Origin of the sequence: Paenalicyclobacillus ferrooxydans (assembly GCF_001399675.1) — a bacterium.
Classification (GTDB): Bacteria; Bacillota; Bacilli; order Alicyclobacillales; family Alicyclobacillaceae; genus Alicyclobacillus_B; species Alicyclobacillus_B ferrooxydans.
Genome location: NZ_LJCO01000096.1, coordinates 161,315 through 188,189 on the forward strand (window position 1 = coordinate 161,315; position 26,875 = coordinate 188,189).

Annotated in this window: 21 protein-coding genes; 5 read left to right on the plus strand and 16 right to left on the minus strand. The window is 47.7% G+C overall.

Features of this window, described 5'->3' with window-relative positions; translation table 11 throughout:
* Positions 1-55 precede the first annotated feature (55 nt).
* Both AN477_RS21410 and cls read right to left on the minus strand, forming a co-directional pair.
* The gene (locus AN477_RS21410; protein ID WP_054971213.1) at positions 56-1,180 is read right to left on the minus strand and encodes an FAD-dependent monooxygenase; all 1,125 of its coding nucleotides are present in this window, start codon (positions 1,178-1,180) and stop codon (positions 56-58) included.
* Positions 1,181-1,240: 60 nt separating this feature from the next.
* Positions 1,241-2,698, minus strand: a complete 1,458-nt coding sequence (gene cls, locus AN477_RS21415) for a cardiolipin synthase (protein WP_054971214.1) — start codon at positions 2,696-2,698, stop codon at positions 1,241-1,243.
* 477 nt (positions 2,699-3,175) lie between these two features.
* On the opposite strand from cls, the gene AN477_RS21420 reads away from it, so the two are divergent.
* Complete coding sequence (locus tag AN477_RS21420; protein ID WP_054971215.1) at positions 3,176-4,519, plus strand: family 8 glycosyl hydrolase; 1,344 nt, start codon at positions 3,176-3,178, stop codon at positions 4,517-4,519.
* A 177-nt stretch (positions 4,520-4,696) separates the two neighbouring features.
* Here AN477_RS21420 and AN477_RS21425 read toward each other — a convergent pair whose 3' ends face one another.
* From AN477_RS21425 to hmpA, 8 genes are all read right to left on the minus strand, one after another.
* On the minus strand, positions 4,697-5,548 hold the full coding sequence (locus AN477_RS21425; RefSeq protein ID WP_054971216.1) for a sugar phosphate isomerase/epimerase family protein: 852 nt from the start codon (positions 5,546-5,548) through the stop codon (positions 4,697-4,699).
* Positions 5,548-6,639, minus strand: a complete 1,092-nt coding sequence (locus tag AN477_RS21430) for a Gfo/Idh/MocA family protein (protein WP_054971217.1) — start codon at positions 6,637-6,639, stop codon at positions 5,548-5,550. The genes AN477_RS21425 and AN477_RS21430 overlap by 1 nt, the downstream gene beginning before the upstream one ends.
* A gap of 148 nt (positions 6,640-6,787) precedes the next feature.
* Positions 6,788-7,657, minus strand: a complete 870-nt coding sequence (locus AN477_RS21435) for a carbohydrate ABC transporter permease (RefSeq protein WP_054971290.1) — start codon at positions 7,655-7,657, stop codon at positions 6,788-6,790.
* Between the two features lie 5 nt (positions 7,658-7,662).
* The gene (locus AN477_RS21440) at positions 7,663-8,553 is read right to left on the minus strand and encodes a carbohydrate ABC transporter permease (protein ID WP_245631921.1); all 891 of its coding nucleotides are present in this window, start codon (positions 8,551-8,553) and stop codon (positions 7,663-7,665) included.
* A 94-nt stretch (positions 8,554-8,647) separates the two neighbouring features.
* A complete protein-coding gene (locus tag AN477_RS21445; RefSeq protein WP_054971218.1) occupies positions 8,648-9,994 on the minus strand; it encodes an extracellular solute-binding protein in 1,347 nt (448 codons plus the stop codon).
* A gap of 334 nt (positions 9,995-10,328) precedes the next feature.
* Positions 10,329-13,103, minus strand: coding sequence for a glycoside hydrolase family 3 protein (locus AN477_RS21450; RefSeq protein ID WP_054971219.1), 2,775 nt, complete (start codon positions 13,101-13,103; stop codon positions 10,329-10,331).
* Between the two features lie 12 nt (positions 13,104-13,115).
* Positions 13,116-15,650: a beta-mannosidase gene (locus AN477_RS21455; protein WP_054971220.1), complete on the minus strand. Its 2,535-nt coding sequence runs from the start codon at positions 15,648-15,650 to the stop codon at positions 13,116-13,118.
* A gap of 321 nt (positions 15,651-15,971) precedes the next feature.
* Positions 15,972-17,186, minus strand: a complete 1,215-nt coding sequence (gene hmpA / locus AN477_RS21460) for an NO-inducible flavohemoprotein (RefSeq protein ID WP_054971221.1) — start codon at positions 17,184-17,186, stop codon at positions 15,972-15,974.
* A gap of 118 nt (positions 17,187-17,304) precedes the next feature.
* On the opposite strand from hmpA, the gene AN477_RS21465 reads away from it, so the two are divergent.
* Positions 17,305-17,739, plus strand: a complete 435-nt coding sequence (locus AN477_RS21465) for an RrF2 family transcriptional regulator (protein WP_054971222.1) — start codon at positions 17,305-17,307, stop codon at positions 17,737-17,739.
* Between the two features lie 84 nt (positions 17,740-17,823).
* Here AN477_RS21465 and AN477_RS21470 read toward each other — a convergent pair whose 3' ends face one another.
* From AN477_RS21470 to AN477_RS21480, 3 genes are all read right to left on the minus strand, one after another.
* Positions 17,824-19,221: an MATE family efflux transporter gene (locus tag AN477_RS21470; protein ID WP_054971223.1), complete on the minus strand. Its 1,398-nt coding sequence runs from the start codon at positions 19,219-19,221 to the stop codon at positions 17,824-17,826.
* Positions 19,222-19,459: 238 nt separating this feature from the next.
* Entirely contained in the window at positions 19,460-19,960 is a 501-nt protein-coding gene (locus AN477_RS21475) for a hypothetical protein (protein ID WP_054971224.1), read from the minus strand.
* Positions 19,961-19,962: 2 nt separating this feature from the next.
* Positions 19,963-20,427 carry a hypothetical protein gene (locus AN477_RS21480; RefSeq protein WP_054971225.1) on the minus strand — a complete coding sequence of 155 codons (465 nt, stop codon included), beginning with the start codon at positions 20,425-20,427 and terminating at the stop codon, positions 19,963-19,965.
* Between the two features lie 288 nt (positions 20,428-20,715).
* On the opposite strand from AN477_RS21480, the gene AN477_RS21485 reads away from it, so the two are divergent.
* Positions 20,716-21,339: an undecaprenyl-diphosphatase gene (locus AN477_RS21485; RefSeq protein ID WP_054971226.1), complete on the plus strand. Its 624-nt coding sequence runs from the start codon at positions 20,716-20,718 to the stop codon at positions 21,337-21,339.
* A gap of 2 nt (positions 21,340-21,341) precedes the next feature.
* Here AN477_RS21485 and AN477_RS21490 read toward each other — a convergent pair whose 3' ends face one another.
* Positions 21,342-21,950 carry a DedA family protein gene (locus AN477_RS21490; RefSeq protein WP_054971227.1) on the minus strand — a complete coding sequence of 203 codons (609 nt, stop codon included), beginning with the start codon at positions 21,948-21,950 and terminating at the stop codon, positions 21,342-21,344.
* A 150-nt stretch (positions 21,951-22,100) separates the two neighbouring features.
* Between AN477_RS21490 and AN477_RS21495 the strand changes: the two genes are divergently transcribed.
* Positions 22,101-22,739, plus strand: a complete 639-nt coding sequence (locus tag AN477_RS21495; RefSeq protein ID WP_083486547.1) for an undecaprenyl-diphosphatase — start codon at positions 22,101-22,103, stop codon at positions 22,737-22,739.
* A gap of 162 nt (positions 22,740-22,901) precedes the next feature.
* The gene (mreC, locus tag AN477_RS21500; protein WP_054971228.1) at positions 22,902-23,720 is read left to right on the plus strand and encodes a rod shape-determining protein MreC; all 819 of its coding nucleotides are present in this window, start codon (positions 22,902-22,904) and stop codon (positions 23,718-23,720) included.
* A gap of 15 nt (positions 23,721-23,735) precedes the next feature.
* On the opposite strand, the gene AN477_RS21505 is transcribed toward mreC, so the two are convergent.
* Positions 23,736-24,212 (minus strand): Chromate resistance protein ChrB, encoded by a 477-nt coding sequence (locus AN477_RS21505; RefSeq protein ID WP_157062108.1) that lies wholly within the window; start codon positions 24,210-24,212, stop codon positions 23,736-23,738.
* Between the two features lie 43 nt (positions 24,213-24,255).
* Positions 24,256-26,778 (minus strand): glycoside hydrolase family 3 N-terminal domain-containing protein, encoded by a 2,523-nt coding sequence (locus AN477_RS21510; RefSeq protein WP_054971230.1) that lies wholly within the window; start codon positions 26,776-26,778, stop codon positions 24,256-24,258.
* Positions 26,779-26,875: the final 97 nt, after the last annotated feature.

Sequence of the window (26,875 nt, forward strand, 5' to 3'; positions counted from 1 at the left end):
CATAACAGTAATGGAAAACCGAGTCCTGATTTCACGGACTCGGTTTTTTCAGCTGTTAAAGCCCCAACACCGACCTCCATACGACCTTTTTGATGGTACTTGGCACTGCTCCAATTGCCACGTTCCGCAATCCCATGAGTGAACGCTGTTCCATCTGTGTCGCGCGACCCAGCCACCTGGTAAAGTTCGCAATCCTTGCTACTCGCACACGCCGGCTCTTTGCATAGTGTGCGAAGACCTGTTTCAGGGATTCCCCTTGCTGCAGGGCTCTTAAGGACCGGCCGAGGAACTGTGCATCCTCAAGTGCAAGGCAACCCCCTAAACCGAGGTTGGGGGTAATTGCATGTGCCGCATCACCTAATAAGGCCACGTTGCTCCAAGCCATTGGAGCACCCGGAAGAACATCTCGGATTGAGTTTTGCAATATGCTCTCTTCGGGTGTGCTCTCTATTAAGCTTCGTACCGCTTTGGGAAAACCAGAAAATTTGTCGACGACTGTGGACCACTTGATGTCCGGTTTAACCAAGTTATTATTTACGGTGGCAAACCAGTAGGTTAAGGACGGATTAATGGCCGCATACCCCATCCGGACGCCTGGACCTAAATACTCACACATTGATGCTGGAGGTACTTCTGCGTCAATCGCTATTCCGCGCCAAGCGGTGTAATCAACCGTTCGCTCAGAGTCTCCAATCAGTTGGTGCCGAATGGAAGAATGAATTCCATCTGCAGCAATCGCCCCGTCAAATTCTTCACGCGATCCGTCGGAAAATTGTACAATGACCCCGGTTTCAGTCGGGCTCACGAAAGTACAATGTGCTTCACGAATTGTAGGGGATTGTAGCGCTCTGTACAGCCTTGTAGTCAACTCGTTCCGTCTAACGCATACGGGCTTAAACCCGTATGTGTCTTCCATCCAAGTCAATGGAAGCTGATACACCTGGTTGTCTTTATCTGTCCGTAAACACCCAATTTCAATAGCGTGAAACCCCTCCTCCCCTGTTGTGAATCCGCCGATCTCCTTGAGAGCCCTCAATGCGTTTGGCCATAGGGTAAGTGCGACCCCGCCAGATAAAGGATTTTCAGCGTGATCGAACAACGTGAAATCAATGTTTGCATTCTGACAGGCTAAGGCTGCCGCAAGACCGCCGATTCCCGCTCCAATAATTGCGATACGCATTAGACCAGTCCTTTTTCGTCACCTTCATTACCGTGGCTTCCGCCCCCGCTTACAAGCTCATTACAAAATTGGCGAAAGAAGCCGCGATATCGCCTCTTTGAAACGGATCGTGAGAGAGCGATTTCGATAGCGTTCGAGTGTTAGTTCAGAACAGACCTGGCTGTCCCGAAGAAACAGTTCATGAAGCTGCGCGGCGATCGTACTGTCATAAAGGACAGCGTTTACTTCGAAGTTGAGTCGAAAGCTACGTATATCAATGTTGGTTGTACCGACAGATGCAACTTCTTGGTCCACGATCACCGTTTTGGCGTGCATAAACCCTTCCTCGTACAAGAGCACCTTCGCACCGTAAGAGAGGAGCTCCCCAGCGTAGGTCCACGTCGCCCATTGGACAAAAGGATGGTCAGGCTTATTGGGTATCATGATGCGAACGTCAACACCAGACAACAGCGCAATCTTACACGCGTCCATGAAGCTGGAGTCAGGAACAAAATACGGAGTTTGGATATAGACGGTGCTCCTGGCAGACATAATAAGCTTGATGTACATGTTCTTAACGTTTTCAGTTGTGGAATTCGGTCCGCTGGCTACAACCTGAACGACGCTGCTGCCTCTCTCCCAATTTGGCTGAAACGCGTAAGCCTCAAAGTGAACTAGGTTTTGATTTGTAGCCTGGTTCCAATCCAGAAAAAATCTCCCCTGGATATCATGCACCGCCCCACCCCGAAGTCTAAGGTGGTTATCGCGCCAATAACCGAATTTTTTACTCAGACCCAAGTATTCATTTCCAATATTGAATCCGCCAATATAAGCAATTTCATCGTCGATGATACAGAGCTTTCGATGGTTCCTGTTGTTAATTCGCAAATTCACCATTTTTAAAAACGAGGGAAAAAACACTTCGACTTCCCCACCGTAGGTCAGTAGCTCTTTAAAAAATGACCGATGCAGTTTCCTTGAGCCCACTTCATCAAACAGTATGCGTACCTTTACACCCTCTTTTGCTTTCTTTATCAGCTCATCGCGCAAACGTTCGGCTAAAGAATCCGGCTGTATGATGTAGTATTCCAGGTTAATGTCCCTCCTGGCCCGCGCGATGTCGCGGAAGAGTGACGCAAACTTCTCGTTTCCATCGTGGAAAACTTCAATCTCATTGTCTGTGGATACCAACGCGTTGGACGAGAGCAGGTTCATCTCCATCAAGTCAGCATACCTTCGAAATACGTCTGTTTCGTGCCTCAGCCTTCTGTTCTTGAGTTGTTTCAACTGTTCGTGCACAGCAAATTGAAGGTAACGTCGTTCTTCCTCAGTAAGTTGATAAAAATTTTTCCGCCTCAGTTGCCTGCCAAGAAAGATATAAATGAGGAATCCAATCAATGGTAAAAAGAACAATACAATGAGCCATGCCCAGGTCGAACTTACATCTCTTCGTTCAACAAACAGGATCACGGCCGCTAATAAGATATTGATGACCGTAATAAACGAAATCAGCAGTGTGATGAGATTGTCTAATGCCAATCGGTCGTTCTCCTCCGTGGCTGTGATAAAGCGACTTCACCAACTAACCGAAGTCACGTTTTCGGTGCCTTATCGCCGCATAACCCCGTCGTCTGCGCTTAGTACGAGCATATCATGAATAGAGAACCTTCTATAAGCCGTTCAGTTCACACCAGAGGTAACTCGTAGTCACCGTGTGTTGGTCCACCTGAACATTCAAGTCATTGATCACGATGAAATCGTCTCCGCACACCTCTCGTCAGTCTTATTATTTATGGACTCAGTAAATCACCTTAAAGGAAAATCCACAATTATAAAAAACCAAGCATGACTCTCATTCGACAAGTTTTTCATTTTATACGAGATATAATTAACTTATATTTTGTTTGTTTATTAAACTAATTGTTGTCGTGTAAGCGCTTGTTTAACAGGGAGGTGAAGCAATACAGAAGGTGACGGGTTCTTGAAACAATATTGTCATTTTGAGGAGAGATGAATGTGAAAAAAACAGCAAAACTAGGGATGTCATTGCTCTCTGCGGCCGCTTTACTCACTCCAATTACCTCGTTGGCAGCAACGACTTCTCAAACCGCACAACCAACATCTTGGGGCATCGGAACACATCCGGAGGGTGCCTATCAAACCGGAGTATACCCAAATTTGTTTAAACAAGCAGGATACACACAGAAACAGATTAATGAGAAAGTCAATGCCGACTTTCAGCAACTTTTCCACGGTGATCCTGGCACTGCTTCTCAGAATTACTATGATGGGCAGGCGTTGTACTATCAAATGACGCCTGACATGGCCTATATCGCATCTATTTCTTCCTATCCTGGTACCAAAAACCCGAACGATGTCCGTACTGAAGGTATGGGCTACGGAATGATGATTGCGGTACAGCTGAATCACAAAAAAGAATTCGACTCGTTGTGGAACTATGCAAAAACGTATATGCAGATTAAGAGCGGGCCGACGAAGGGAGAGTTTGCATGGCATACCTACCCGGACGGTCAGGTCATTGATTATGGAGTTGCTCCCGATGGAGATCAATGGATTGCCGCGGCTCTTGCTTTTGCAGCGGGGCGATGGGGCAATGGAGAGGGAATTTACAATTACCAGCAGCAGTCTAAACAGATCCTGCAAGCGATGTGGCATGACCCTGCTCCCGAGTTTAGTCACACCACTTACTTACCGGTATTCTCACCGCCTTATGCAACGAGCTATACAGACCCGTCGTACAGCCTACCAGCCTTCTATAAGATCTTTGCATCGGTGGATCCGTCGGATAAACAACTTTGGAACAAAGCGTACACTGCAGGTGAAACTCTGTTGGCAAATGCCTATAACCCGCAGACTGGATTAGCCCCAGACTACTCGAACTTTAATGGGACACCGTACATTGCGCCGGGGGAAACGGCTTCTGATCTAAGCTACGACCACAACTTTGAATTTGATGCTTTTCGTGTCATTGCCAATGCAAATGTGGATGCAGCTTGGTTTGGAGTAAAACCGTGGGAAACCACCTATTCGAACACCCTCGAGAACTTCTTTTATCCCATAATCGATACGTATGGTAACAACTACGCCCTTGATGGAACAGAACTCTCCTCTAGCTCCGGGCATTCTCCAGGTCTTGTAGCGATGAATGCTTCATCCGCTATATCAGCTACGAATCCAGATAAGATGGCCTTTGTTCAGGCGCTGTGGAATACGCCTCTTCCAACAGGGCAATGGCGGTATTACGACGGCTTGTTAACCATGCTCGGAACGCTGTACGATAGTGGGAACTTTAAAATCTGGTGGCATCCGGTTGAAAACCGAGCATATCCGCAGCAGTAATTGAACCAGGCACAGAACATGTCGCGTTGTTTATCTAAGCCAACAGCCCCTCCTAACGAGTAGGGGGGCTGTTGGCTATATCATGTCTTCGCACACGCGAATGGAAATCTCGTTCCTTAAAAAGCTTTGTTTCATCACCACTCGGCTACAGTGCACCTCGGCACGAGAGACTTTGCTCTAATAATGATTTGCTTGACGTATGGATAGGCTCAGCACCTCCTGCACGTAGTCTCGGCAAACCGCAAGGCTGTTCTGTGGAGTGCTGGTCGATTTATCAATCTCGACCGTGACCCATCCGTCATATCCTATATTTTTCAGACACGCAATCACGGGTTTCATATCAACGTTACCCAGTCCTAATTCACAGAAGATAGGCAAGGCTTCGTTCCCCGATAAAATGGGGAACTTCTCTATGTCGACTTCTTCTGGTGTAACGTCCTTTAAATGTACATACTTCACCCTGTCCCGATAACGTTCAATGATCTGCACTGGGTCCATTCCTGCTTTGGTGAGGTGTGCAGTGTCGGGACATAGAAACACGTAATCTGGGTCCGTGAGTTCCATAATGGCGTCCAGCTCATTCTCATCTTGGATCTCCGTACCCAAGTGTGGATGCACGCATGCACGCACCCCTAGGTCGGCGCACCTCTTGGCAGCTTCATTGATCGTTTTTGCAGCTGTTTTCAGTTCATCCAGAGTCGTACCGTCCTTCGAACGTGGTCCTTTCGCTCCAAAAACAATGATGTCACTGCCGTTCAACGTAAGAAAACGTGCAACTTTTTCGTTGTAGTCAATGATCTCCTGGCGTTGACGTTCATCTGTGAACCGTCCCCCACCATACAATGCAGACAAAACAAAACTATGCTCGTTCAGGAGCTGTTGAAACCGCGCGACCTCGTTTTCGTAGCCTAATGCGATGTGCGTAAAGGTTTCGCACGCTCTGTAACCAAGTGACGACGCCTCTTTCAGGCCTAGTTTGAACTCATCCCGCCAAGTGATGAGGTGACAAGAAACCTTGATTTCTGGCATTAACTCACCCCCCCATCTTCATCCATTGGCAGCGGTCGCGAACAAGTACTGACGAGTTCATAGTGTCTGCCCTCATCCGAGGCTATGTGAAAGCCATGCATCAATTCAAGAACGTGATAGGCCATCTCAGCGTTTGCTCTGTGAGGTCGGCCAGTCTGAATAGCGGCGGCCATATCTGCAACACCGAGTCCTCTTGAGTTTTCATTGTATCCGTACGTAATTGGAATGTTATCCCAGACTTTCGAACCCGGCCGCAGGATCCTGACAGGCCCTGAGAACCGGTTGGGGTCTGGTACCGACAGTGTCCCTCGAGTGCCGTAGACCTCAATGCATGGAAGTCCTTCAGACCAGACGTCAAAACTGGTTACAATGGTGCCAATTGCCCCGGTATGAAAGTCCATCACCCCGGCGATATGCGTTGGCGTCTCAACTGAGATGACTTCTCCAGCCTTCGGTGAACTGGTGATGGTTCGCTCCGGAAACGCGATCGAGGTACTGCCGGTCACACGCCGTACGGGCCCCAGCAATGTTACAAGTGCCGACAAATAGTACGGCCCCATATCAAACATAGGGCCACCGCCAACTTGGTAGTAAAACGCAGGGTCCGGGTGCCAGTGTTCATGTCCATGGGACATCATAAAGGCCGTTGCAGCGACGGGGGTACCAATTTCGCCACTGTCAATGAGCTGGCGGCAAGTTTGAATTCCCGCTCCGAGAACCGTGTCAGGGGCAACGCCAACCCGCAAGTTCCGTTCTCTCGCCATTTGGACAATGTCTTCGCCGTCTTGCAACAACACAGCCAAAGGCTTTTCTGAGTACACGTGCTTGCCGGCTTCCAAAATGGCTCTAGAAATCTGAGCGTGAACGTGGGGAGTTGTCAAATTAATCACCAGTTCAATTTCAGGATTGTCGAGCAAGTCAGCAACCGTCCCGTACCTGGCGATGTTAAACTCCTCAGCTCTCTCTCTCGCACGCTCGACATCCAGATCAGCACACTGAACGATGGCGAATGAAGTAAACATACTGGTGTTTTTAAGGTACACACTGCTGATGTTTCCACACCCAATGAGTCCCGTTTTTACAGATTGCATTCCTATCCCTGCTTTCATCCAAATTGCCGGTAGGTTAAGTAGCCGAGTCACTGCGACAGTTCTGTCTCGTACTGCTCGTTGACCACCTTCACGAGTGGACGAATCGTACTTAACTTGCAGTGGACCCATTCTCTTTCAACTATCTCTGTTATTTACCAAATCCAGCAAGTAAACCGCCGAGCAGGTACCTGCGGCCAAAAATGTACGCGAGAATGAGTGGTAACGCTGACAGCATGACGGCTGCCATCGTGACAGGAACATTCATCGTGTACTGTCCCTGGAAGCTGACAATCGCCATAGGCATCACACGAGAGCTATCGCTTTGAGTGAGAACCAAAGGAAACAAAAAGTTGTTCCATGCCTGGACAAAATCATAGATAGAAACAGAAATTAGCGCAGGCATGGCAAGTGGCAATACGAGAGAGCGCATAACTTGGAAGTCACTGGCACCGTCTAATCCCATTGATTCATACAGTTCAGAAGGAATGTCACGAACAAAATTCACAAGGATGAGCAAGGTCAGCGGCAATCCGAAAGCGACCGAGGGCAAAATCATCCCGATCAGTGTGTCGTACAATCCCATCTTCGTAATAATGATGTAGATGGGAATGATGGCCGCTTGTATCGGTAATGCCAAGCCGACCAGAAACAGGTTAAAGATGAACCGCACAACCTTATTCTTTGTTCGAACTATAACGTAAGCGGACAGTACTGAACAGCCTACGATGAGCACGACCGAGGTGACAGATACGATAACGCTGTTTAGGAAATAGTGAGCGAATCCCGCCTGAATGACCGTCGCGTAGTTTCCAAATGTCGGATGAAGCGGTGGAAGCCATGGTATCCCTACCAAATACCCATTCTGAGAACGGAGGCTCGTCATCAGCATGTACAGAACCGGGTAGAAGGAGATAATGAGCCACAAAACGCCGAGTAATGTAAAGAGCACGTTATACCAGGTAGGGACCTGACGGCGGGTTCGCTTTACGACTTGTAATGCGGGCTCGTTGGCTAGCATCGGAATCACATCCCCTCCAGTTGACTTTCCATACGACTGAAACCAGTAAAGCGAAGTGTCAGTATGGACAGCACGACACCGGAGACGGCAAGAACAACCGCCAAGACGCTTCCAACGCCGATATTTTGGTTCACAAAGGCTTCCTTATACATGTCCATTGCAAGGACTTGTGTGGCATTGCCAGGGCCTCCCCCGGTCAAAACGTAAATCAAGTCAAAATACGTGAGAGAGCCTGTCAAAATGAGTACTGACGATGTGATGATCGTGTACTTGAGTTGTGGCAGTGTAATTGAAAAGAACGAATTTAGCGGAGATGCTCCATCAATTTTGGCTGCTTCATATAAAGAATCCGGAATCTGCTTGGCACCACTTTGGTACAGCAAAGTATGGAATGGTATAAACTGCCACCCAATAATCAACGATACAACCAAGAGTGCAATACTCGGATTGCCGATCCAGTTTTGATTGCCGCTCCCAATGTGGGCAGCTTTCAAAAGCGCATCGATGAGCCCGAAGTTGGGGTTCAGCAAGTAAGACCACGTCACGCCGATGGCAACGGCCGAAAACAACAATGGCACAAAGTAAAACACACCAAAGATAGCTCGGTGCTTCTGTTTCCCGGCTAGGAAGACACCAAGTAACAGACTGAGTGGTGTCTGAATAATCCAGCACAAAACCATAAGCTCGACAGTCAGCCAAATTGCGTGAACAGCTTCGCCGTTGGCAAACGCGTGCCTCCAGTTAAACAATCCAACCCACGTCGGCGCAGAAATGCCGTTCCACTGCAATCCACTATAATAGACGGCAACCAGCATCGGCACGAGCGCGAATACGAGAAAAAACAGCAGGGCTGGGGCTATCATCAGCCACCGTTGCCAATTCATACGTGCTCCCAACGTACTCACACCCCAATAGAAGATTAGTAGTAGAGAGCTGTCCCAGGTGAAGTCACCTGGAACAGCCGACTCCGTGCTTCATGACAGGCTCAGCTTACTTTCCAATGTAAGTGTTCATGTCGGCTGAGAGCTGTTGAGGTGTCATCTGATTCAAGAACAGCTTGCTCAAATCAGTAAGCAACTCCTGGGCTGCCGCGGGAGAAAGTGCTTGGTCCCAAGATGCCTGGAAATTCGGTGCATTCTTGACTAAGTCGTAGGTGAATGTCATGTAGTCGCTGTAGGTTGCGTTTTTAAGTTTTGTATCAATTCCCTGCACAGGCGGAACGTCACCAATGTTGATCCAATCCTGCACGTTTTGATCATTCAGCACAGCATCCTTCAGGAACGTGACAGCAGCTTGCGGATTCTTAGAGGCTGTGGAAATTGAATAGTAGTTAGATGGATTACCCGCAATGTCCTGTGGATTTCCAGTTCCCCCAGCCACGGACGGGAATGGGAAAAATCCTAGGTTCCCCTGAGCAATGAACGCTTTGTCGTTGGAAAGAACGTTTCCAAAGCCCCAAGCACCCATCAACCACATCGCTGCTTTATTGGTGTAAATCAGCGCTGCATCCTCGCCTTGATTGGAACTGACGGAGCTGAAGCCAGGTTCAAATGCACCAGCTTGTGCTAACTGCTGAATCATCGTATTCGCCTTAATGAAAGCTGGGTCTGACCAAGCGTTGGCCTTTCCAGCCAGAACATTGTCGAAGACCTGAGGCCCGCCGATGCGGTCAACTAAGTATTCTTCGTACATCAAGTCAGGCCACTTGTCTTTGCCGCCTAAAGAGATTGGGGTAACCCCTTTTGACTTGAACAGTTGCACATCCGAGAGCAGTTGTGCCCAGGTTGTTGGCGGTGTCACATTGTACTGTTTGAACAATTGTTTGTTGTAGAAGAAAAACACTGGCTGTACGTTGTCATTGGGGACACCATAAATCTTACCGTTAAACGTAACCGGTTTCATAACAGATGGCAGGAACCGATTTTTCCAACTCGGATCGGCGTTGAGTGCGCTGGTTAAGTCGTAAACGTCTCCTGCGTCAACGTATGACTTTAGTACACCGCCACCCCAACCGGTCCAAATATCTGGAGGATTATGCGCACCCATCGCAATTTGAAGTTTTTGTTTGAAGGGATCATTCTCAAAAAACTGAGCGTTAACTGTGATGCTAGACTGCGACTGATTAAAACGATTTACCATGTCCTTGATAACCTGTTGCTGTGTACCGGTTTGAATGTCCCACAACGTCAAGGATGCCTTCGATGAACCAGTTTGACCGGTGCTTCCTGTGTTGTTGCCAGAACCCGATGCACCATTAGAGTTTCCGCAGCCAGCCAAGACGCTTGCTGTCACTACGAGGCAGCCACCTGCCACAAGCGCTTTCTTCAATGTGTTCATGCTCAGTCCCCCTTTTGAATTATTTAATTCAGTATACTAACTATACGAAAAGAAAATTCAGTAGTCAACAACATATCTGACTATTCATAAATGAGTAAATCGTTTCGCTGAACGTTGTTATATTTGTATAGTGGCTCCTTTCACACATAAAAATCTGCCAACACCATACGACAAAAAGGGTTCCACTGAATAGTGGAACCCTCGCATCTACGACGACCTCCTTTTATTCCAGCGTTCCACCGAAAAGATGTGCTGAATATGTTCTTGCTCCCTCCTGATTCCTGTAGGTACGAGATGCGTTCCTGCAAGGATTGACTGTAGAAGTATAGTTTTGTCAGCTGTCTTTCATACTGAAGGGCTCAATCAGTTTAAACTGAAGATCCTTCGTTTCCAGCCCGGCAAGGCCAAAATATAATTTTAAGTAGACGTATTTATTAAAGAAAAACATCTGCTTGGTTTGAGCCACCCACTCCCCGCCAGACCCGTTGAATGTAAAAGTCGTCGAACGGTCTACATTCTGAAATAAGGTCACCGGCATTTGAGCGAGTTCACTAGCCGAAGAGCGGGCGGTAATGGTGATCTCGTAGAGCCCAGATTGTGCAAGTGCCGCGGCAAACATGTATGAGCTTCCTGTCGAGGTGTCAATGCCTAAAAGGTCCACGCTCTCACCGTCGCCAATCGTACGATACTCTCCGTTGAACACGAATTCCTGTGCGTCCTCCTGCACCTGACCAATGACTTCCACCGCATTGTCTACCCCAAGCACGCGCTCAAAAGCCGGCGAACGCAGGATAAAGCTGCAAATGTTGGCTGCACTTCGCAGAAGTTCCCCTCTGGTGAGAGAACTGTCCTCGATAGAGGACAACGTGTTATCGTCAAACGGATTCACAACAGACTCTGGGACAACCATGTAAAGGTCGTTCTGAGCTCGTATCATCGCTGCCGTATTGTTTTTAGCAGGAGCATGACCTTCGTCATTCATCTTGGCCCACCAATCAGTCATGACAACCCCTCGAAAGCCCCATTCATCACGGAGAATCCGCGTATTCTGATCGAAATTCCCCGCCGTCCACAAGCCGTTGACTGCACCGTAGGTGGTCATGATGGAATAAGCCCTAGCCTCTTTGACCGCCATCTCAAAGCCCTTTAAATAGATCTCGCGCAAGGCTCGCTCGGACACAATGGAATTCAAGTCGTGCCGATGAAACTCTTGGTTATTACAGCTGAAATGTTTCAGTGTACCTGTGACCCCAACGCGGTGCATTCCCCTTAACTGTGCTGCCGCGATTTTCCCTGTAACATAAGGGTCTTCGGAGAAGTATTCAAAGTTTCGTCCGTTTAAAGGATTGCGATGAATATTGATACCTGGTCCGAGCAGGGTGTCCACTTGGTTCTTGCGCAGTTCCAGTCCCACCATCTCAAAAAGGTCTTCCAGCAAAGGCTCATTAAAGGTGCAGGCCAAAAGCGTTCCATTCGGCAGCGAAAAAGCCTTAGTGCCAGTGTCCATCCGGATTCCAGAAGGGCCATCAGAGCAACACGCTGCAGGGATTCCAAAGTCATTCAGTCGATCCGATACACCGCCAAATGCAGCTGCGGTTCCTGGCGTGACTTTAGGTGAATTCATGCCTTCCCCACGTACCATGCATGCGAGATCGGCATCTGATAACTGTTCGAGGAAAGACTCGAGTGATACTTTGCTATTGTACACATCTGCCAGCTTGTACCCCTTGTCACCGGTGCATCCCCCGCTCTTCGGACACTCACCCTGACGACGTTGATGAATGTCGACCGTCCGCAGCGGTACGTCTTCATAGGACACTGAATATCCCGACTGACTTGTCTTCGGTTTTATCCTTGTAAACGCTGTGACAGGAGCCATGTTTTCACTCAACCGTTTCACCACTTGCAGCGTTTCCACGGAGTATTCCATACATGGTGAGGCAGTACGGACATCTGTGCCGACGTAGATACGATGTGTACCAGGCTCAAGCACGTAGCACGACTTGTTTCCTGTCTTGCCTCCATCGTCATACGATGCGAAGTCTGAAACAGGCATGGAAAAACTGAGCGTCTCGCTCTTACCAGGCTGAATAGAGTTGGTCTTCGCAAAGGCAACTAAGCTCCGGGCCGGGTTCCCGAGCACCCCTTGCGCCTTTTCAACATAGACCTGGACTACTTCCTTGCCGGAAAATTCCCCAGTGTTCAGGACTTGGATGGACAACTCAATCTGCCCATCCGTCTCTGAAGCAGCTAACACGTCCGTAGAAAATGTGGTATACGACAGCCCATACCCAAACGGGTATAACACCTTGTCCTTGGCAAAGGTTTCGAAATACCGATATCCAACATAGACGTCTTCCTGATAGATGTCTGTGTCTTCATGACCAAAGTTCACCGTCGATGGATAATCCTCTATGGACCTCGCGATGGTATCGGTCAATTTTCCGGATGGGGTGACTTTTCCCGTCAGGACATCTAAGAGACCCGCTCCGCTTTCCATTCCACCCTGCCACGCGTACAACACAGCACCTGGATTGTATTCCAACACCCACTGCATATCGATGATATTCCCGACATTCAGGATGACTGCTGTCTTTGCGAATGCCTTACAGACCTTTTCAATCATCTCTTTTTCAGTGTCTGTCAGCGTATAACTTCCTGGGTCAGCAGTGTTATCCCGGTCTTCACCTGCCGTTCGCCCGATCATGATCAGGGCCAGATGGGAATTCGCAGCAGCATCGGCGATGAGGGCATCGTCAAGCGGCATCTCCTTTTGTGACCAAGGTTCTGAAGCCCAACCGTCTCCCTTGTCGAACGGGTTTGCTGCAACCCACGCTTCGTAGGTATGGAGAAGTGACTCGTTGAGTAGAACATCGGCACAATCTTTCAGCGCATCGAGTGGCGTCGTCACATGTGTAACATTTACCATCCCACCGGATCCTGTGCCACTCTTGTAATAGGCTAGTTGATTACGACCGAATACGGACACCGTGATTCCTTTTTTTATCGGCAGCGTCTGGTTGTCGTTTTTGAGCAGAACTGCTCCCTCCGCAATGGCACTTCGAGCCAACTCCCGGTAATGATTGAAATCAAGCGTGTACTTCGACATGGAGATTCCTCCCTATGCTTTCTGTGTCATTGCAGACGGGGCACTGTAGGTGTCAAACAGACTGCGAATGCGCAGTTCCTGACAGATTTCTGCCAGTGTCAAGGACCTGGATAATGTACGCTTCTCAAGTTGAACCACCCGAGGGATTCCTGGCGTGATATCAAAGTAATTGTTGTTAAAACGAGCGTCAGCACTCTTCAACTCAAGCTCGACATATTTTGCAAAGCCCCGTGCTGAGAGTCGAATGATAAACATGTCTTCGGTTTCCTCGACCTCAGTGGTGATTTCGGGGGCTTCAAACTCAACATGTTTTGCCTTTTCAAAAAGCACAGTTGAGCCGTCCACTAGCTCATCTTGGACCACAAGTTCATAGGTGAGATAGGTTCTTCTGCGTGCGTGAATATCACTCAAGTGGGTGGAGAAATCGAGATCGGCTACCTCTATGGCGGTAAGAGGCGGCACAGAAATCACCCTCTCACCCTCTTCAATGACGGATCCATCTAGCCGTCTCAGTGCCCAGCGAACGATGCCATCAACTGAGGACAACGTATCATTGGTTACGTAAAGCTGGGCACTGGTTGCTGTTTCTGCGGCAGACAGCAGGACTGGCTGATAAAAGCGCTTCGCAAAATAGTGCAATGCTTTCCAGCGACCATAATAATCAATGCTCGACCAAGAAGCGACGGGCCAGCAATCGTTCAGTTGCCAGTAGATAGACCCCATACAACGTCCCAGATTACGACGCCAGTGTTCAACGCCGTACTTGATGGCTTCTGCTTGCAGGACTTGCGAGACATAGACCAGAGAATCCAAGTCTTTGGGGTATCGGAAGTTCTCCGCAAGGTAGAACAGAATCCTTCCGTTTGCAGCATTGTTCTTCTGGTGTTTCTCCATCACATATGAAAACACATTTCTGTCTTCCGGCAACGTGAAGCTCTCAATGGTCTTCATGGAGGGAAAGGACTGGAACCCGAACTCGGAACAAAAGCGGAAGTAGTGTTTTCGATACTCGGTAAACGGCTTTAATCCGTGCCATACTTCCCAGTAGTGCACGTCACCGCGATTTTCAGCATTTGGATTGTCAAAGCCCCCGCCGGACGAAGGAGACGCGGGCCAATAAAAGGTTTGCGGAGCTAATCTTGCGCAAAGCTCAGGTAAAATCCCTTCAAAGTGCCGCAAATAGTCAGCCTTAAGCTCATCGGTCTTTGGAAAGTCCCAGTCACACCAGGCTTGTTCCATTTCGTTATTGCCGCAAATCAAGCCGAGGGCTGCATGATGGCGAATCCGACGGAGCACGTCTTCCGATTCCGCGCGAATGTTCGCTTCAAATTCTGGGGTAAGCCTGTATGCCCCACAGGCGTACATAAAATCCTGCCAGACAATGAGTCCCATCTCATCGGCGAGATCATAGAATCCATCATCAGGGTAGAACCCGCCGCCCCAAACTCGAATCAGATTAAAGTTTGCTTCCACACAGTCTTCAAACAGCCGTCTTGTCTTTATATCCGTTCGCCGTCCCAGAAGATTGTCCTCGGGAATGTAATTGGCACCCTTTGCGAATATAGGAACGCCGTTAATTACGAATTTGAAGGATTCACCCCAGTTATCGTTTTCACGGGCTACTGTTAGTGTTCGAAGTCCAATGTGAAACTTTCTGCAATCCACCTCAGCGACTCCGACTTCCTTGCTGTCCGATTCCTGAGAAGAACTCAGTAAACGCACTTCTACACAATATAAAGGCTGGTTGCCATAGCCATTCGGCCACCAGAGCTGAGGATTGTCCAAATCAAAGTACACGCTTACATTTCTGCAGGTCACTGCCAGCATCTTTGACTGTTGATGCCCACTTGGATGAATCAACGTGATGGCAACTGAGAGCGTTCCATCTGCAAGGGATGCATTGGAGCACCAATCAATGTCTGCGTCGATTTGTACGCGGACATCTTTTTCGTTATGAAACTGCAAAGACTGCACCTCAGTCAGACGCGCGGTTCTGTAACCTGCGAGATAAATGGGGCGGAAAATTCCCGCATCCGGAATCTTTGGACCCCAATCCCAGCCAAACATGTAATGGGCTTTGCGAAGTTGGGTGAATCCTTCAATGGTATCAGATTGCCCCCAAATGGGATTCTTACGATTAGCCTCACGAATGTAGGAGACGGAAGGGTTGAACAAAACACGAATCTCGTTGTCGCCAGGGTGAACGAGATGATGCACCTCCCACTCAAAGGTACGATGCATGTTTTCTGTGTGCGCTACAAAAATACCGTTGAGGTACACGTCAGCCAGTGTATCGAGCCCTTCACAAACTAAAAAGAGGCTGTCGCTGTTCAAGATTTCGTCAGTCAGTGTAAACCTTCGCGTATACGTGTAGGTTTTTTCCGAAATCTCGATGGCTTCCTCTTCATTAAAGCGGTAGTACGGGTCGTCAATTTTCTGTTGACGCAGCAGATCGTAAAACACTGAGCCTGGGACGACACATTCCAACTTCAACTGAGTCGTTGGCTCTGAAAGAATCCAGGTACCTCCTAGGTCAAATCGCATCATAGTGTAGCGCCCCGATCCCGATTCCGAATAGAAAGACTATGGAAGATAGCAAAATGAGACTGCAACATTGGAATCGAATCTTGCAGCCGAAAGAGTTGTTTCAGAGGGCATCTTGTTCCGCTTCTCTAATATACAACACGCGATTCTCCACGGATACCGATACCCGAGATACCGATGTAGAGCCAACGTACTGAAAGAAGTACTGATGACGGCTTTCTGTGAAAATGTAAAAAACTAGCCCCTCACTTGCCCAAGCGAGCTAGATGAGGGGCCATTCCATCTCCGCGTTTTTGCTCAGACCCAAATTTCGATTACCTGCTTTTATTCCAGGCTGCCCTGTGGTCCGAAGAATTCGTACCGAATTTGGTCTGCGCTCACTCCCCATTCCTTTAGTCCCTGGTATATGGCCTTCATGAATGGTTGTGGTCCGCAAAAGTAAAACGTGCTGTCCTTGTCAGCGACGGATTTTAACCACGAGAGATCAATAAAGCCTTCTTTTGAAAAGTGAGCACGTTTCCTGTCTTCTTCCGAAGGGCGCTCATAAACAATGTAGTATTTTAGCTGATCGTGTGTATCAGCCAGCTGGTTAAAATCATCCTTCATGGCATGAACGGATCCATTGATGGCCGCGTGGATATACGTGACATCTCTTTTAGGCTGCTTCTCCAGGGCTGTTTTCAACATACTGACCAATGGGGTCATTCCGACACCACCGCTGAGAAAGACGACTGGTCCCGATGTTTCGCAATCAAATACGAAGTCTCCAGCTGGGGCGCTCAGCAACAGTGTATCTCCAACTGAAAGGTGATCATGCAGCGACGTTGATACAATACCTGATGGTTGATCTTCACGACCCGCTTCACGTTTCACACTAATCCTGTAATACGACCCGTTTGGAACGTCAGACAAGCTGTAGTGACGTAGCTGTGTGTTCGTTTGGCCTGGTGCACTCACTTTCACAGTCACATATTGTCCAGGCTGAAAATCAGCAAGTGCCCCGTTGTCGGCCGGTTTGAGATAAAAGGACGTAATCACATCGCTTTCGACAATCTTCTGGTCCACAACAAATTCCCGAAAGCCAGTCCACCCTCCAGATTGTGAGGACGCCTCTTGGTACATTTGGTGCTCTACGCCGATAAACGCGTCAGCGATTACGCCATAAGCTTCGCCCCACGCCTCAAGCACTTCGTCGGTTGCTGCATCTCCGAGAACTTCTTTCATGGCTGCCAGCAAGTTTTCTCCTACAATCGGATAGTGTTCCGGCAAAACACCCAAGGCGCGGTGTTTATGTGCAATTTTCGATACGGCAGGCAGAATCTCTTCCAGGTTGTCTATATGAACTGCTGCTGCGTACACCGCATTAGCTAAGGCAGTTTGCTGACGCCCCTGTGTCTGGTTTACTGTATTAAAGACGTTCAGTAACTGAGGATTTGAGGCAAACAACTTTTGATAAAACTGTGTGGTAATTGCCTCTCCATGTGTTTCAAGGACAGGTACTGTGGAACGAATGACTTCTCGGTTCTTTTTCGATAGCATTACTTTAGTGCCCTCTTTCGCAGTAATTTCGAGTGACGGAATTTCATCATACCACAAAGATATATTTCAAATACATGTTTTCGTTGGTTTTAATCACGCTCACATATTGGAGGAAGCCATGAAACTGACCACGTTTACGGATTACTCGCTTCGAGTGCTCATCTATGTCGCATCAAAACCGACAGGGGAATTATCCACCATTGATGAAATAGCACAGGTGTACCGGATATCTCGCAATCACTTGACCAAAAGCGTCCACAAGTTGTCTAAGCTTGGGCTAATTCGTACGACTCGCGGACGAAATGGGGGGTTTGAGATCTGCAAAGATCCAAAGCAAATCAATATCGGATGGGTTGTTCGCCAAACAGAGGAAAATTGGGACGTTGTGGAATGTTTTGATCCTAAAAATTTTTGTATTCTAAACCCGGCCTGTCGACTCAAGGGCGTGCTTGCCAGAGCACTCAGTGCTTACTTAGATGTCTTGGATGGTGTAACATTGGCCGATATCACAGCGAACAAGCGTGACCTAGTGGGGATCTTTACCACTAACTAGAGGCATCGGGTCCGGATCACCCACTAAAATTTGAGGTTTTAGAAGTTTTTCCACTGACACGCGACACCATATAGACACCACATATCAGAAGGATTCTTCCAACGTGTCTGCCTGTTTCGAGGACAAGCCGTGCAGTGTGATCCGCTTCCATCCTCCCTGAAAGTAGTAGATCAATAGCAAGACATCTGAAACGAAGAAACTCATCGGGAAACTCCACCAAATCCAATCGATTCCCGAGTGATACGCTAGAATATAGGAAAACGGAATACGAATCACCCACTGAGTCACAAATGAAATCAGAAGCGGGAATAGAACCGCCCCCGTGGACCGCACAGTACTCACGATGATGTTCATCACGCCAAACAAAATGAAACTCCAAGCCGTTATCTCATTCACATGCATACCTAGCGCAACCACCGAAGGCTCCGTAACAAATAAGTGTAGAACGTCTTTGTTAAATAAATAAACCAGTGCTGCCAGTGCACCTGTCATCACCAGGTTGTACAATAGACCGGCTTCAAATGTGCGTTTCACCCGGTCCCACTGGTTTGCACCGACATTTTGTGCGCAAATATTCGATACAGAGGCGCCAACTGCCATCGCAGGCATGCTGATGTAATTCGTAATGTTCATCGACGCACTAAATGCTGCAACGGCTGTAGAGCCAAACGTATTGACCAAATTAATCAACGCCATAGAACTCGTAGAAACAACCAACATCTGAAGGCCCATCGACATCCCGCGCTGTATCATTAACTTCATCAGGTGGGCATTCGGCCATAGATAGCGAAGGTCCGTTCCCCGGAGCGATAACGGGTGTTGGTGCCAATAAAGAAAAACCACTAAACACACCAAACTAATTATCTGCGCGGATAAAGTAGCCGTTGCAGACCCTTCAATACCCATCTTCGGGAAAGGACCAAGACCAAAAATCAACACGGGGTTCATTCCCGTATCAATCACCACGGAAATTAATAAGAAGTAAAACGGTGTTTTTGAATCACCGGTACCTCGAAGCGCCATCGTCATAAAGTTGTACAAGTTAGAAAACGTAACCGTTATCATGAAAATACGCAAATACGGCACAGCGTAAGGCATCACAGATTTAGGTGTATGCAACAGCCCGAGAAGGTTCGTGGCAAAAACCTCGCTAAGAATGGTAACGATCAGCGAAAACAACACGAAAAACGTAAATCCGGTGCCAATCACGCGTTTGGCCTCAACATATCTTTTCGCTCCGTAATGCTGACCGACAAATATTGACGAAGCCATGGCAATACCAAACGTCAAACTAAACACGAGGAAATTTATGTTATTCACATTCGCTGTAGCCGCGAACGCATTGGCTCCCAAATAGTGGCCGACCCAAATTGAATTAATCGTTCCATTTAATGACTGTAAAATGTTACCGAACAACAAGGGTAAGGAAAAGAAAAAAACAGTTCGGTAAATTGAACCTTCTGTGAGTTGTTTGCTTTCCATCTAGTCATCTTTCCCCCATAATAGCCGCTTAAAAATCCAAAAAATCCGTTAATACTTTTGGTGACACGCTCTATCTAAATCGACTCCGTAGCTAACAATAACACGCAAGCATCATCAAGCATAGCCTCGAAAGCCCACCGAATTTTCATGGGAGCACTTTGTGTTAAGTGGGGCGAAACTCAACTCACCACATTCAAAACAAACTGGATAAACCTTCGTGCGAAAATATATGTGGTTTTTAGACCATATTTTTTGCAGAAAGGATTTTGTAATAGCTGTACAACGTGAACCACAGAAAAAATACCACTAGGTAAATCGGCATAGAGAACAGGAATTGATACCCATGAAAATAATGAAATATCCCTAGTGACGTGCTCAACCACTCAAGCCCCCATGCAATCAACACCCAAATCAAAACGTAAAAAGGGACTGCCTTAGACGTCAGGCTCATGAGATCCCAAATATAGAAAAACAGATAACTAATCGGTCCGTATGCCAAGTACAATGTGTAATCCATGAGCTGATAGTGCGAACCATCATTCACCTCGTACAAATGGTATGGTTCTGTAGTGAACGAGTTGTCAAAAATGAACCCGCTATACACGCCGCACATAAAGAAAACTAGAGACGCTCTTACAGGAAATCGTTTTGGCAAAAAAATGACCAATGATAGCCCAATACATAGACCGACAATGATTGCCCATTCGTTCACGTTAAATGATGTGTCAAAAACGGTCATGCTTACAACGCCTTTCTCGGAGAAGCTCGCATGATGACCCAGGTCATTGCCCTGGAAAAGGACACGAATACCAACATGTACACCAATGAAAAGAAGAGATTCCAATGGTGAAACCGGAGGATCCCTTGCCATAGTAAGAGTTTTTGGACGAGAAGCGTGAACACAATAATTGCGGTAACACCACCCCATTTTACTGTTTTGCTGGCATGCAAGAACAGGCTTGAAGTCGTTACCAGCAGCAGTGGAAGTTCTATGAGCCGAAACATCAAATCTGCAATCAGATTACCCATACCTGGACTCAACTGAATAAACTTAAGATTTGCAGTCAAAACAGCGATCGTACCAAGTTCCAAGACAGTGTCCACCAAGAATAAAAATATAATCTCAAAGGGTAACATCTTTTTAGGAACGACCCAAAAAACAGTTACGGCGATCCACACTACGATGGTTGCAAACACAACGACCAATCGTATCCCTCCCCGACGCCGCAAAAGATTTTGCTATTATTCCCGTTCTGAGCATGGCAGTATGTGCGCCTTTGGTTGCAACATGTACACTGCATCGAGGAAGTCATCCCTTTGTCTAAATCCATACATACGATCAGCTTATTCAGAAAGAATAATGGCTCGGGGATAATCATGTTCCGTTCTGAAGCAAGGCCTTCTGGTGCCTATAAATGCTTACTAAATAATTCTTACCAGATATGAATGCCTACGAAAAAAACAAGCGATATTCTGCTGTGAAGGGGTGATGGTGTGTTTCGCAGTGCTTTCCCAAATCCATTCGATACAACCCTTTATCATCTGATTAATGGACTGGCAGGACATAATGTTTTGTTGGATGATGTAATGATTTTCTTTGCCAAGGATGCCCTTGAAATTTACGCGGTATTGTTTATCGTTTCATGGTTGGTACTTCCCAAACAAGCCCTGGAAAGCCGACACGCGCTCGTGATGGCGGGTTGCGCGGGTATCTTGGCGCTGGTCATCAATATGATTATTTCCCACATATGGTTTAGGCCCCGTCCCTTTACAGTATTTCCACAGGGAACGTTTACAGAACTTGTACCACACAGTGCAGATGCATCTTTTCCAAGCGATCACACATCGGGGAGTTTCGGCTTCGCAGCTGGTTCGTGGGGAAAACAACAAAAGTGGATCAGCCACGCGTTCACCGTTATCGCAGTCGTCGTCATGTTTGCACGTGTGTTCGTCGGTGTCCATTATCCGACGGACGTATTGGCCGGTCTCGTGGTAGGTGTTTTCTCAGGTCGCATCATATGGCGGTTTTCACGATGGATTCATCCGCTGTCAATGTTGATTGTGAGGATGTTTCGATTGGGTCCAAAGGAGTTGTTTGAGGAGAAACACACGAAATGAGGCTATTTTGACCTCTTCGCCGCCCACCGCTTCCTTGTAAACAAAACCCACACTATGGACACCACTGTGCCGGCAGCAAGGATAAGGGCAATTTCATGATGCTTTAAGAAAACATCATAGTGTTTCCACAGTTTTTCTAAATATTTCCCTTCCAGTATAAAGAAAGCAGACCATCCAAGAGCGCTTAATCCATTCCAAAACGAAAACCAACCAAAGGTCATACGGTTTACACCAGCTAGGAATGGTGTCAATACCCGAACCCCTGACACAAACTTGCCGTAAAGAACGATACTGTTGCGATGCTTCGCAAACATCTCTTCGGCTTTTTTCAACCGTGCTTCCTTGAGTCCAACAAACCGCCCATAGCGAATCACAACGGGATAACCGAGGTAATGTCCCACTGCATATGAAATCGTTGACCCGACCATGTTGCCTAGCGCTGCGGCGAGCCACAAAGGAACAAATGCAAAATTGCCCTGAGCCCATTCAACGCCGCAAAAGGTCAAGGTCGTTTCTGCAGGGAAAGGTGCACCAACCATTTCCGCCACGAAGACGAAGAACACACCGAAGTAACCGTAATGATGGAATAACTGTTGAACGCTCCCTTGCATCCCTCTGTCACCTCCCGCAGACTCAGAACTCACTCAAAACGAATGACAGGATAAAGAAGAAAAAAGTTCAGATTGTGACTGAACCGAATTGGTCTTTACAAAGTCTTTACATATGAGAAAATGAAAACGAAAAATTATAGGAGTGATGATGTGATACACAACGCGTTTCTGAACCCTTTTGACACTGCTGTTTATCATTTGATCAATGGACTAGCAGGCCACAGCAAGCTGCTTGACGCCATTATGATTTTCTTTGCCAAGGATGCGCTCGAAATCTATGCTGTGCTATTCGTTATCGCTTGGTTTACACTTCCAAAAAGAGACCTTCAGAATCGCCATGCATTGGTGATGGCTGGGCTGTCGGGGATCCTGGCACTCATCATCAATGTGGTGATTTCTCACATCTGGTTTCGTCCGAGACCATTTACCATGTTTCACAAGGGAACCTTTACACAGCTTGTCCCCCACAGTAAGGACGCTTCATTTCCCAGCGATCACGCATCAGGAAGTTTTGGTTTTGCGGCAGGATCGTGGGGAAAGCAGCAGAAATGGATCAGCTATACCTTCACAATTATCGCTATCATCGTCATGATTGCACGCGTGTTTGTTGGCGTCCATTACCCGACTGATGTTATCGGCGGCATGATTGTTGGTATCATTGCAAGCAAAATCATGTGGAGATTTTCACGTGTGATTCTACCGCTCTCAACGTTTATCGCAAAACTGTTTCGATTCGGACCTTCGGCAAAGGCTGGCAAACACACTCGTTCATCGACGCGATCCATTTAATACCGATACCTTGTTAGCAAAGCCCCGCGGTAATTATCTGCGGGGCTTGATCATGTATTGAGTCTCATTTTGCGCGACTTCACTTTCCGTTCACTGCGAACTTATTTCTCAATATGACAGTCTATAAGTAGTGGAGTGAATGATTGGAGTGAAAAGATATTTATGCGTTCTAGATCGATCCGTTCAACCGTCGTAGCCATGGTGGTCATTCTCCTGCTGGCAGGGATGGCAGTCTTACCTGCGACCAGAAGAATGTTAGGACAAATGGGGTCATCCGTAGGTTCCGTGTTTAGAGGCCCCATACAGCAATACCATGCGGTGACGAGTGATCTGCAGAGTTTGCGGGAAATGTACCTGCAGAATACGCTCCTCAAATCTCAGATGCAGAATTACAACTTATTACAGGCGAAGCTGTCTGACCTTCAAGCGGAGAACATCCGCTTACAAGCGATGATTCAATTTGAGAAACAACTGAAGACGGGATGGAAGTTGGTTCCTGCTCATGTGAGTACAAGAAGTGCTGCCAGTTGGAATAACGAGTTCACCATCGACGTCGGGACATCAAATCAGATTCACGCAAACATGGTGGTGATATCTCCGAATGGGAACCTCGTCGGGAGAATATCCAATACCACATCTCACAGTGCGACGGTTGTTCTTATCACAAGCCCCTCCAGCAGTGACGGGGTCAGCAGCTATATAGAAGATAGCACAGCACCATTCTCAGGAGTCGTTTTTGGATCCAGTCAGACAGTTGGAATGTTGGACATGCAGTTTATATCTCCTCTAGCGACAATTAAAAACGGGGACACGGTCGTTACTTCTGGAATCGGAGCAATCTACCCCAAAGGAATCGTGATTGGAAAAGTCGTCAGTCATACTCCTGGTGTACAAGGGTTGACCCAAACTGCAGTCATCGCACCTGCTGCCAAGTTAAATTTCCTGCAAGACGTTTTCGTCATTCAGTCCCCCTCCTCCTGAGGCAAGGAGTGGATGTTAATGCTCATTCTTGAACCTGCCTTTCACATTGAACAAAGCAGACTCAGCCGGCTTCCGTTCGGGACACTCGAAGTAATCTCTAGCAGCGATTTTACGGAGTGATTTTTCAATCAGAGCGATTCTCGCCTCAGACTCCAAAACCGAAGTGTCGGCCATGAACCCGTGACACATCTCGGTAACTTCCATATATTCCTCAGCACGTTCCTGGTTGAACTGTTCGACCAGCCATTCAGTTTGCTCTGACGATACAATGGTCACATCCAGCCACGTTGTCTGTCCCCCAGCATTTTCGACAAGTTCTTTCAGTTGGTTTAGTTTCCTCACTGTTAAGGAAGTTTTTGGAACGATGCATACAGAGTTTTGAATGGACAGCGCCCCAATTCGTTTCAGGATACGCCATGCACGGACTCTAAGCGTAGATGTGTCCGATGCAATCTTGTATGAAAATACAATCCATGGAATTTGCTCAGCCAACGTCACATATCACCTCACGGACATTTCGTTTTCTGGAAGTGTCTCAAACCAACTCAAATTCTGATTCCTGTACATGTTTCGAACTGGAGCCAATATAAACTTTGAATGCGCCAGGCTCAGCTGTATAGGTTCTATCAGCGTTGAAATATCGCAAGTCTTGTTCAGTAATGCAAAAGGTAACCTCTCGACTTTCACCTGGATTGAGGTGAATCTTCTTGAATCCTTTGAGCTCCTTAACCGGCCTAACCACACTTCCATACAAATCCTGAATATACAACTGAACCACTTCTTCACCGGCACAGACTCCCGTATTGGTCACCGTTACTTTCGCACACAATGTCTCCGACTGCGTAATCTTGTGCTTGTCTAACTGAATATCCGAGTAATCGTACGTGGTGTAACTCAGTCCGTATCCAAACGGATACAACGGCTCGTTCGGTGCATCTAGGTACTTGGAGAGAAATTTCAAATGTTGATTATCACGCGTCAGCGGTCTCCCCGTGTTGAAATGGTTGTAATAAATAGGAACTTGACCTTGGTGATACGGAAAACTCATGGTCAATTTTCCAGCTGGATTGTAATCACCAAACAGCACATCCGCAATCGCGTGTCCCGCTTGTGACCCGAGAAACCAGGTTTCCAAGATGGCGTTTACGTTTTCCTCGAACCATTCCAGGACCAATGGGCGACCGTTAGTCAAAACAAGTACGGTTGGTTTCCCAAGTTTGACAACCTCTTCAGCTAGCTCTATCTGCACCGCTGGGAGTGAGATATCAACTCTGGACGCAGCTTCACCACTCATTTGACTGGATTCACCCAGTGCCAGAATCACCACATCAGCGCGCCTTGCCTTCTCCAAAGCATCGTCAAAGCCGCACTCTATCTCATGCTCGACTTGGCAGCCTTCCGCCAGAAGTACCTGATTCCTTGCCGCTAGTTTGCCAGTGAGGCCTTCCAGCAGGGTAGCCGTTTTATCGCCGCGTTTCGAAAATTGCCAAGGTCCAAGGAGGTCTCGACTGTTCGCAAAAGGTCCCACAATAGCAATGGTTTGACCTTCCGCTGAATTAATCGGCAAAACACCATCGTTCTTCAGTAGTACAATGGACTTTCGTGCCAGCTCCCGGCTTGCTTCCAGATGCTCATCACAGAAGTGAACTTCCTGTTCTATCTCCGGGCGGATGTAGCGGAATGGATCATCCATAATACCGAGTTTATATTTAAAGGTGAGTATTCTCCGAACCGCCAGGTCGATTTGAGCTTCGTTGACAAACCCGGCCTCAATCAAAGCAGGCAGGTGTTCGCGGTACAACGACGTCACCATCTCAATGTCCATCGTCGCGTCGATAGCTTTCTTCGCGGCCTCAGCCTCATCCTTCGCTGCGCCATGAATCACGATTTCATTGATAGATCCGTAATCGGAAATCAGCATGCCATCGAAGCCCAATTCGTCACGCAGCACGTCTTTGAGCAAGAAGCGGTTTGCCGCAGCAGGTATGCCGTCGTAAATGTTAAATGCATTCATGACCGATCCCGCTCCTGCCTCAATGCCAGCTTGAAACGGAGGAAGGTATACGTTACGAAGCGTCCGCTCGGAAATGTCCACGGTATTATAATCCCGGCCAGATTCAGCCGCGCCATAGGCAACAAAGTGCTTCAAACAGGCGATGATGGTCTCTTGGCTAAACAGACTATCTCCTTGAAATCCCTGAACTTGGGCCTCAGCGATTCTGGCGCCTAAGTACGGGTCTTCACCGGCACCTTCGACGACACGGCCCCACCGTGGATCGCGCGTGATGTCAACCATCGGCCCATGATTATAGGTGATGCCCGATGCAGATGCCTCTTTCGCCGCGATAGCGCAGGCCCGCTGGATACCCTCCAAATCCCAGCTACAAGACCAGGCTAACGGAACAGGAAAAATGGTTTCGTGGCCGTGAATGATGTCTGCATTAAACAAGAGAGGTATCTTGAGCCGTGACTCTTCAACGGCAATTTTCTGAAGTTCAAACACACGGTCAATATCGAATGCGCCAAGAATGGAACCGACCTTGCCCGCTGCTGCCAACTCTTCCGGCGGGGCGGTAATGATGTCCTCACCAAACGAAAAGGCCGATGCAGTGCACTGACTCATCTGCCCAATCTTCTCTGTGACTGTCATTTGACTGAGCAGTTCGTCCACCGCGTTTCGAATTTCTGCGTCCGTTCTTTCTCGCACGCCCACTTTACGGTAAGGAGACAACTGTTGTACCAAAATATCCGTGAGTGATGGACCATCACCGCTCCCGCCTTGGAATTCGATAGTTCCCAGTTGCGGCACACTCAGACACCCAGTCAACGAATCACCATCAAAGTGCAACTCCAGTGTGAGAGGTAGTTCAGAGAACAGTGTCATGTGCCCAGAGGTCTTCAGTGTCGAACCTTCAACGTGGACGGTCTCTATTGCCACGTTCATAGAAATCGGTTCAGTAACGACAGACACTGCGTACGTGTCCCCCGACCGAGTGATGTCAAACATCCATTTTGTTTTTGAAAGAAGTTTGATGATAGCATGCCAATGTCCAGTCATTCCTCGTCACTCCCTTTTGCCCAAACCTTGAAGGCCAGCCTATCTTTGTACAATATTCCAACCTCCGAGGTTGAAGAGTAACTAAGTTTAGGACCGT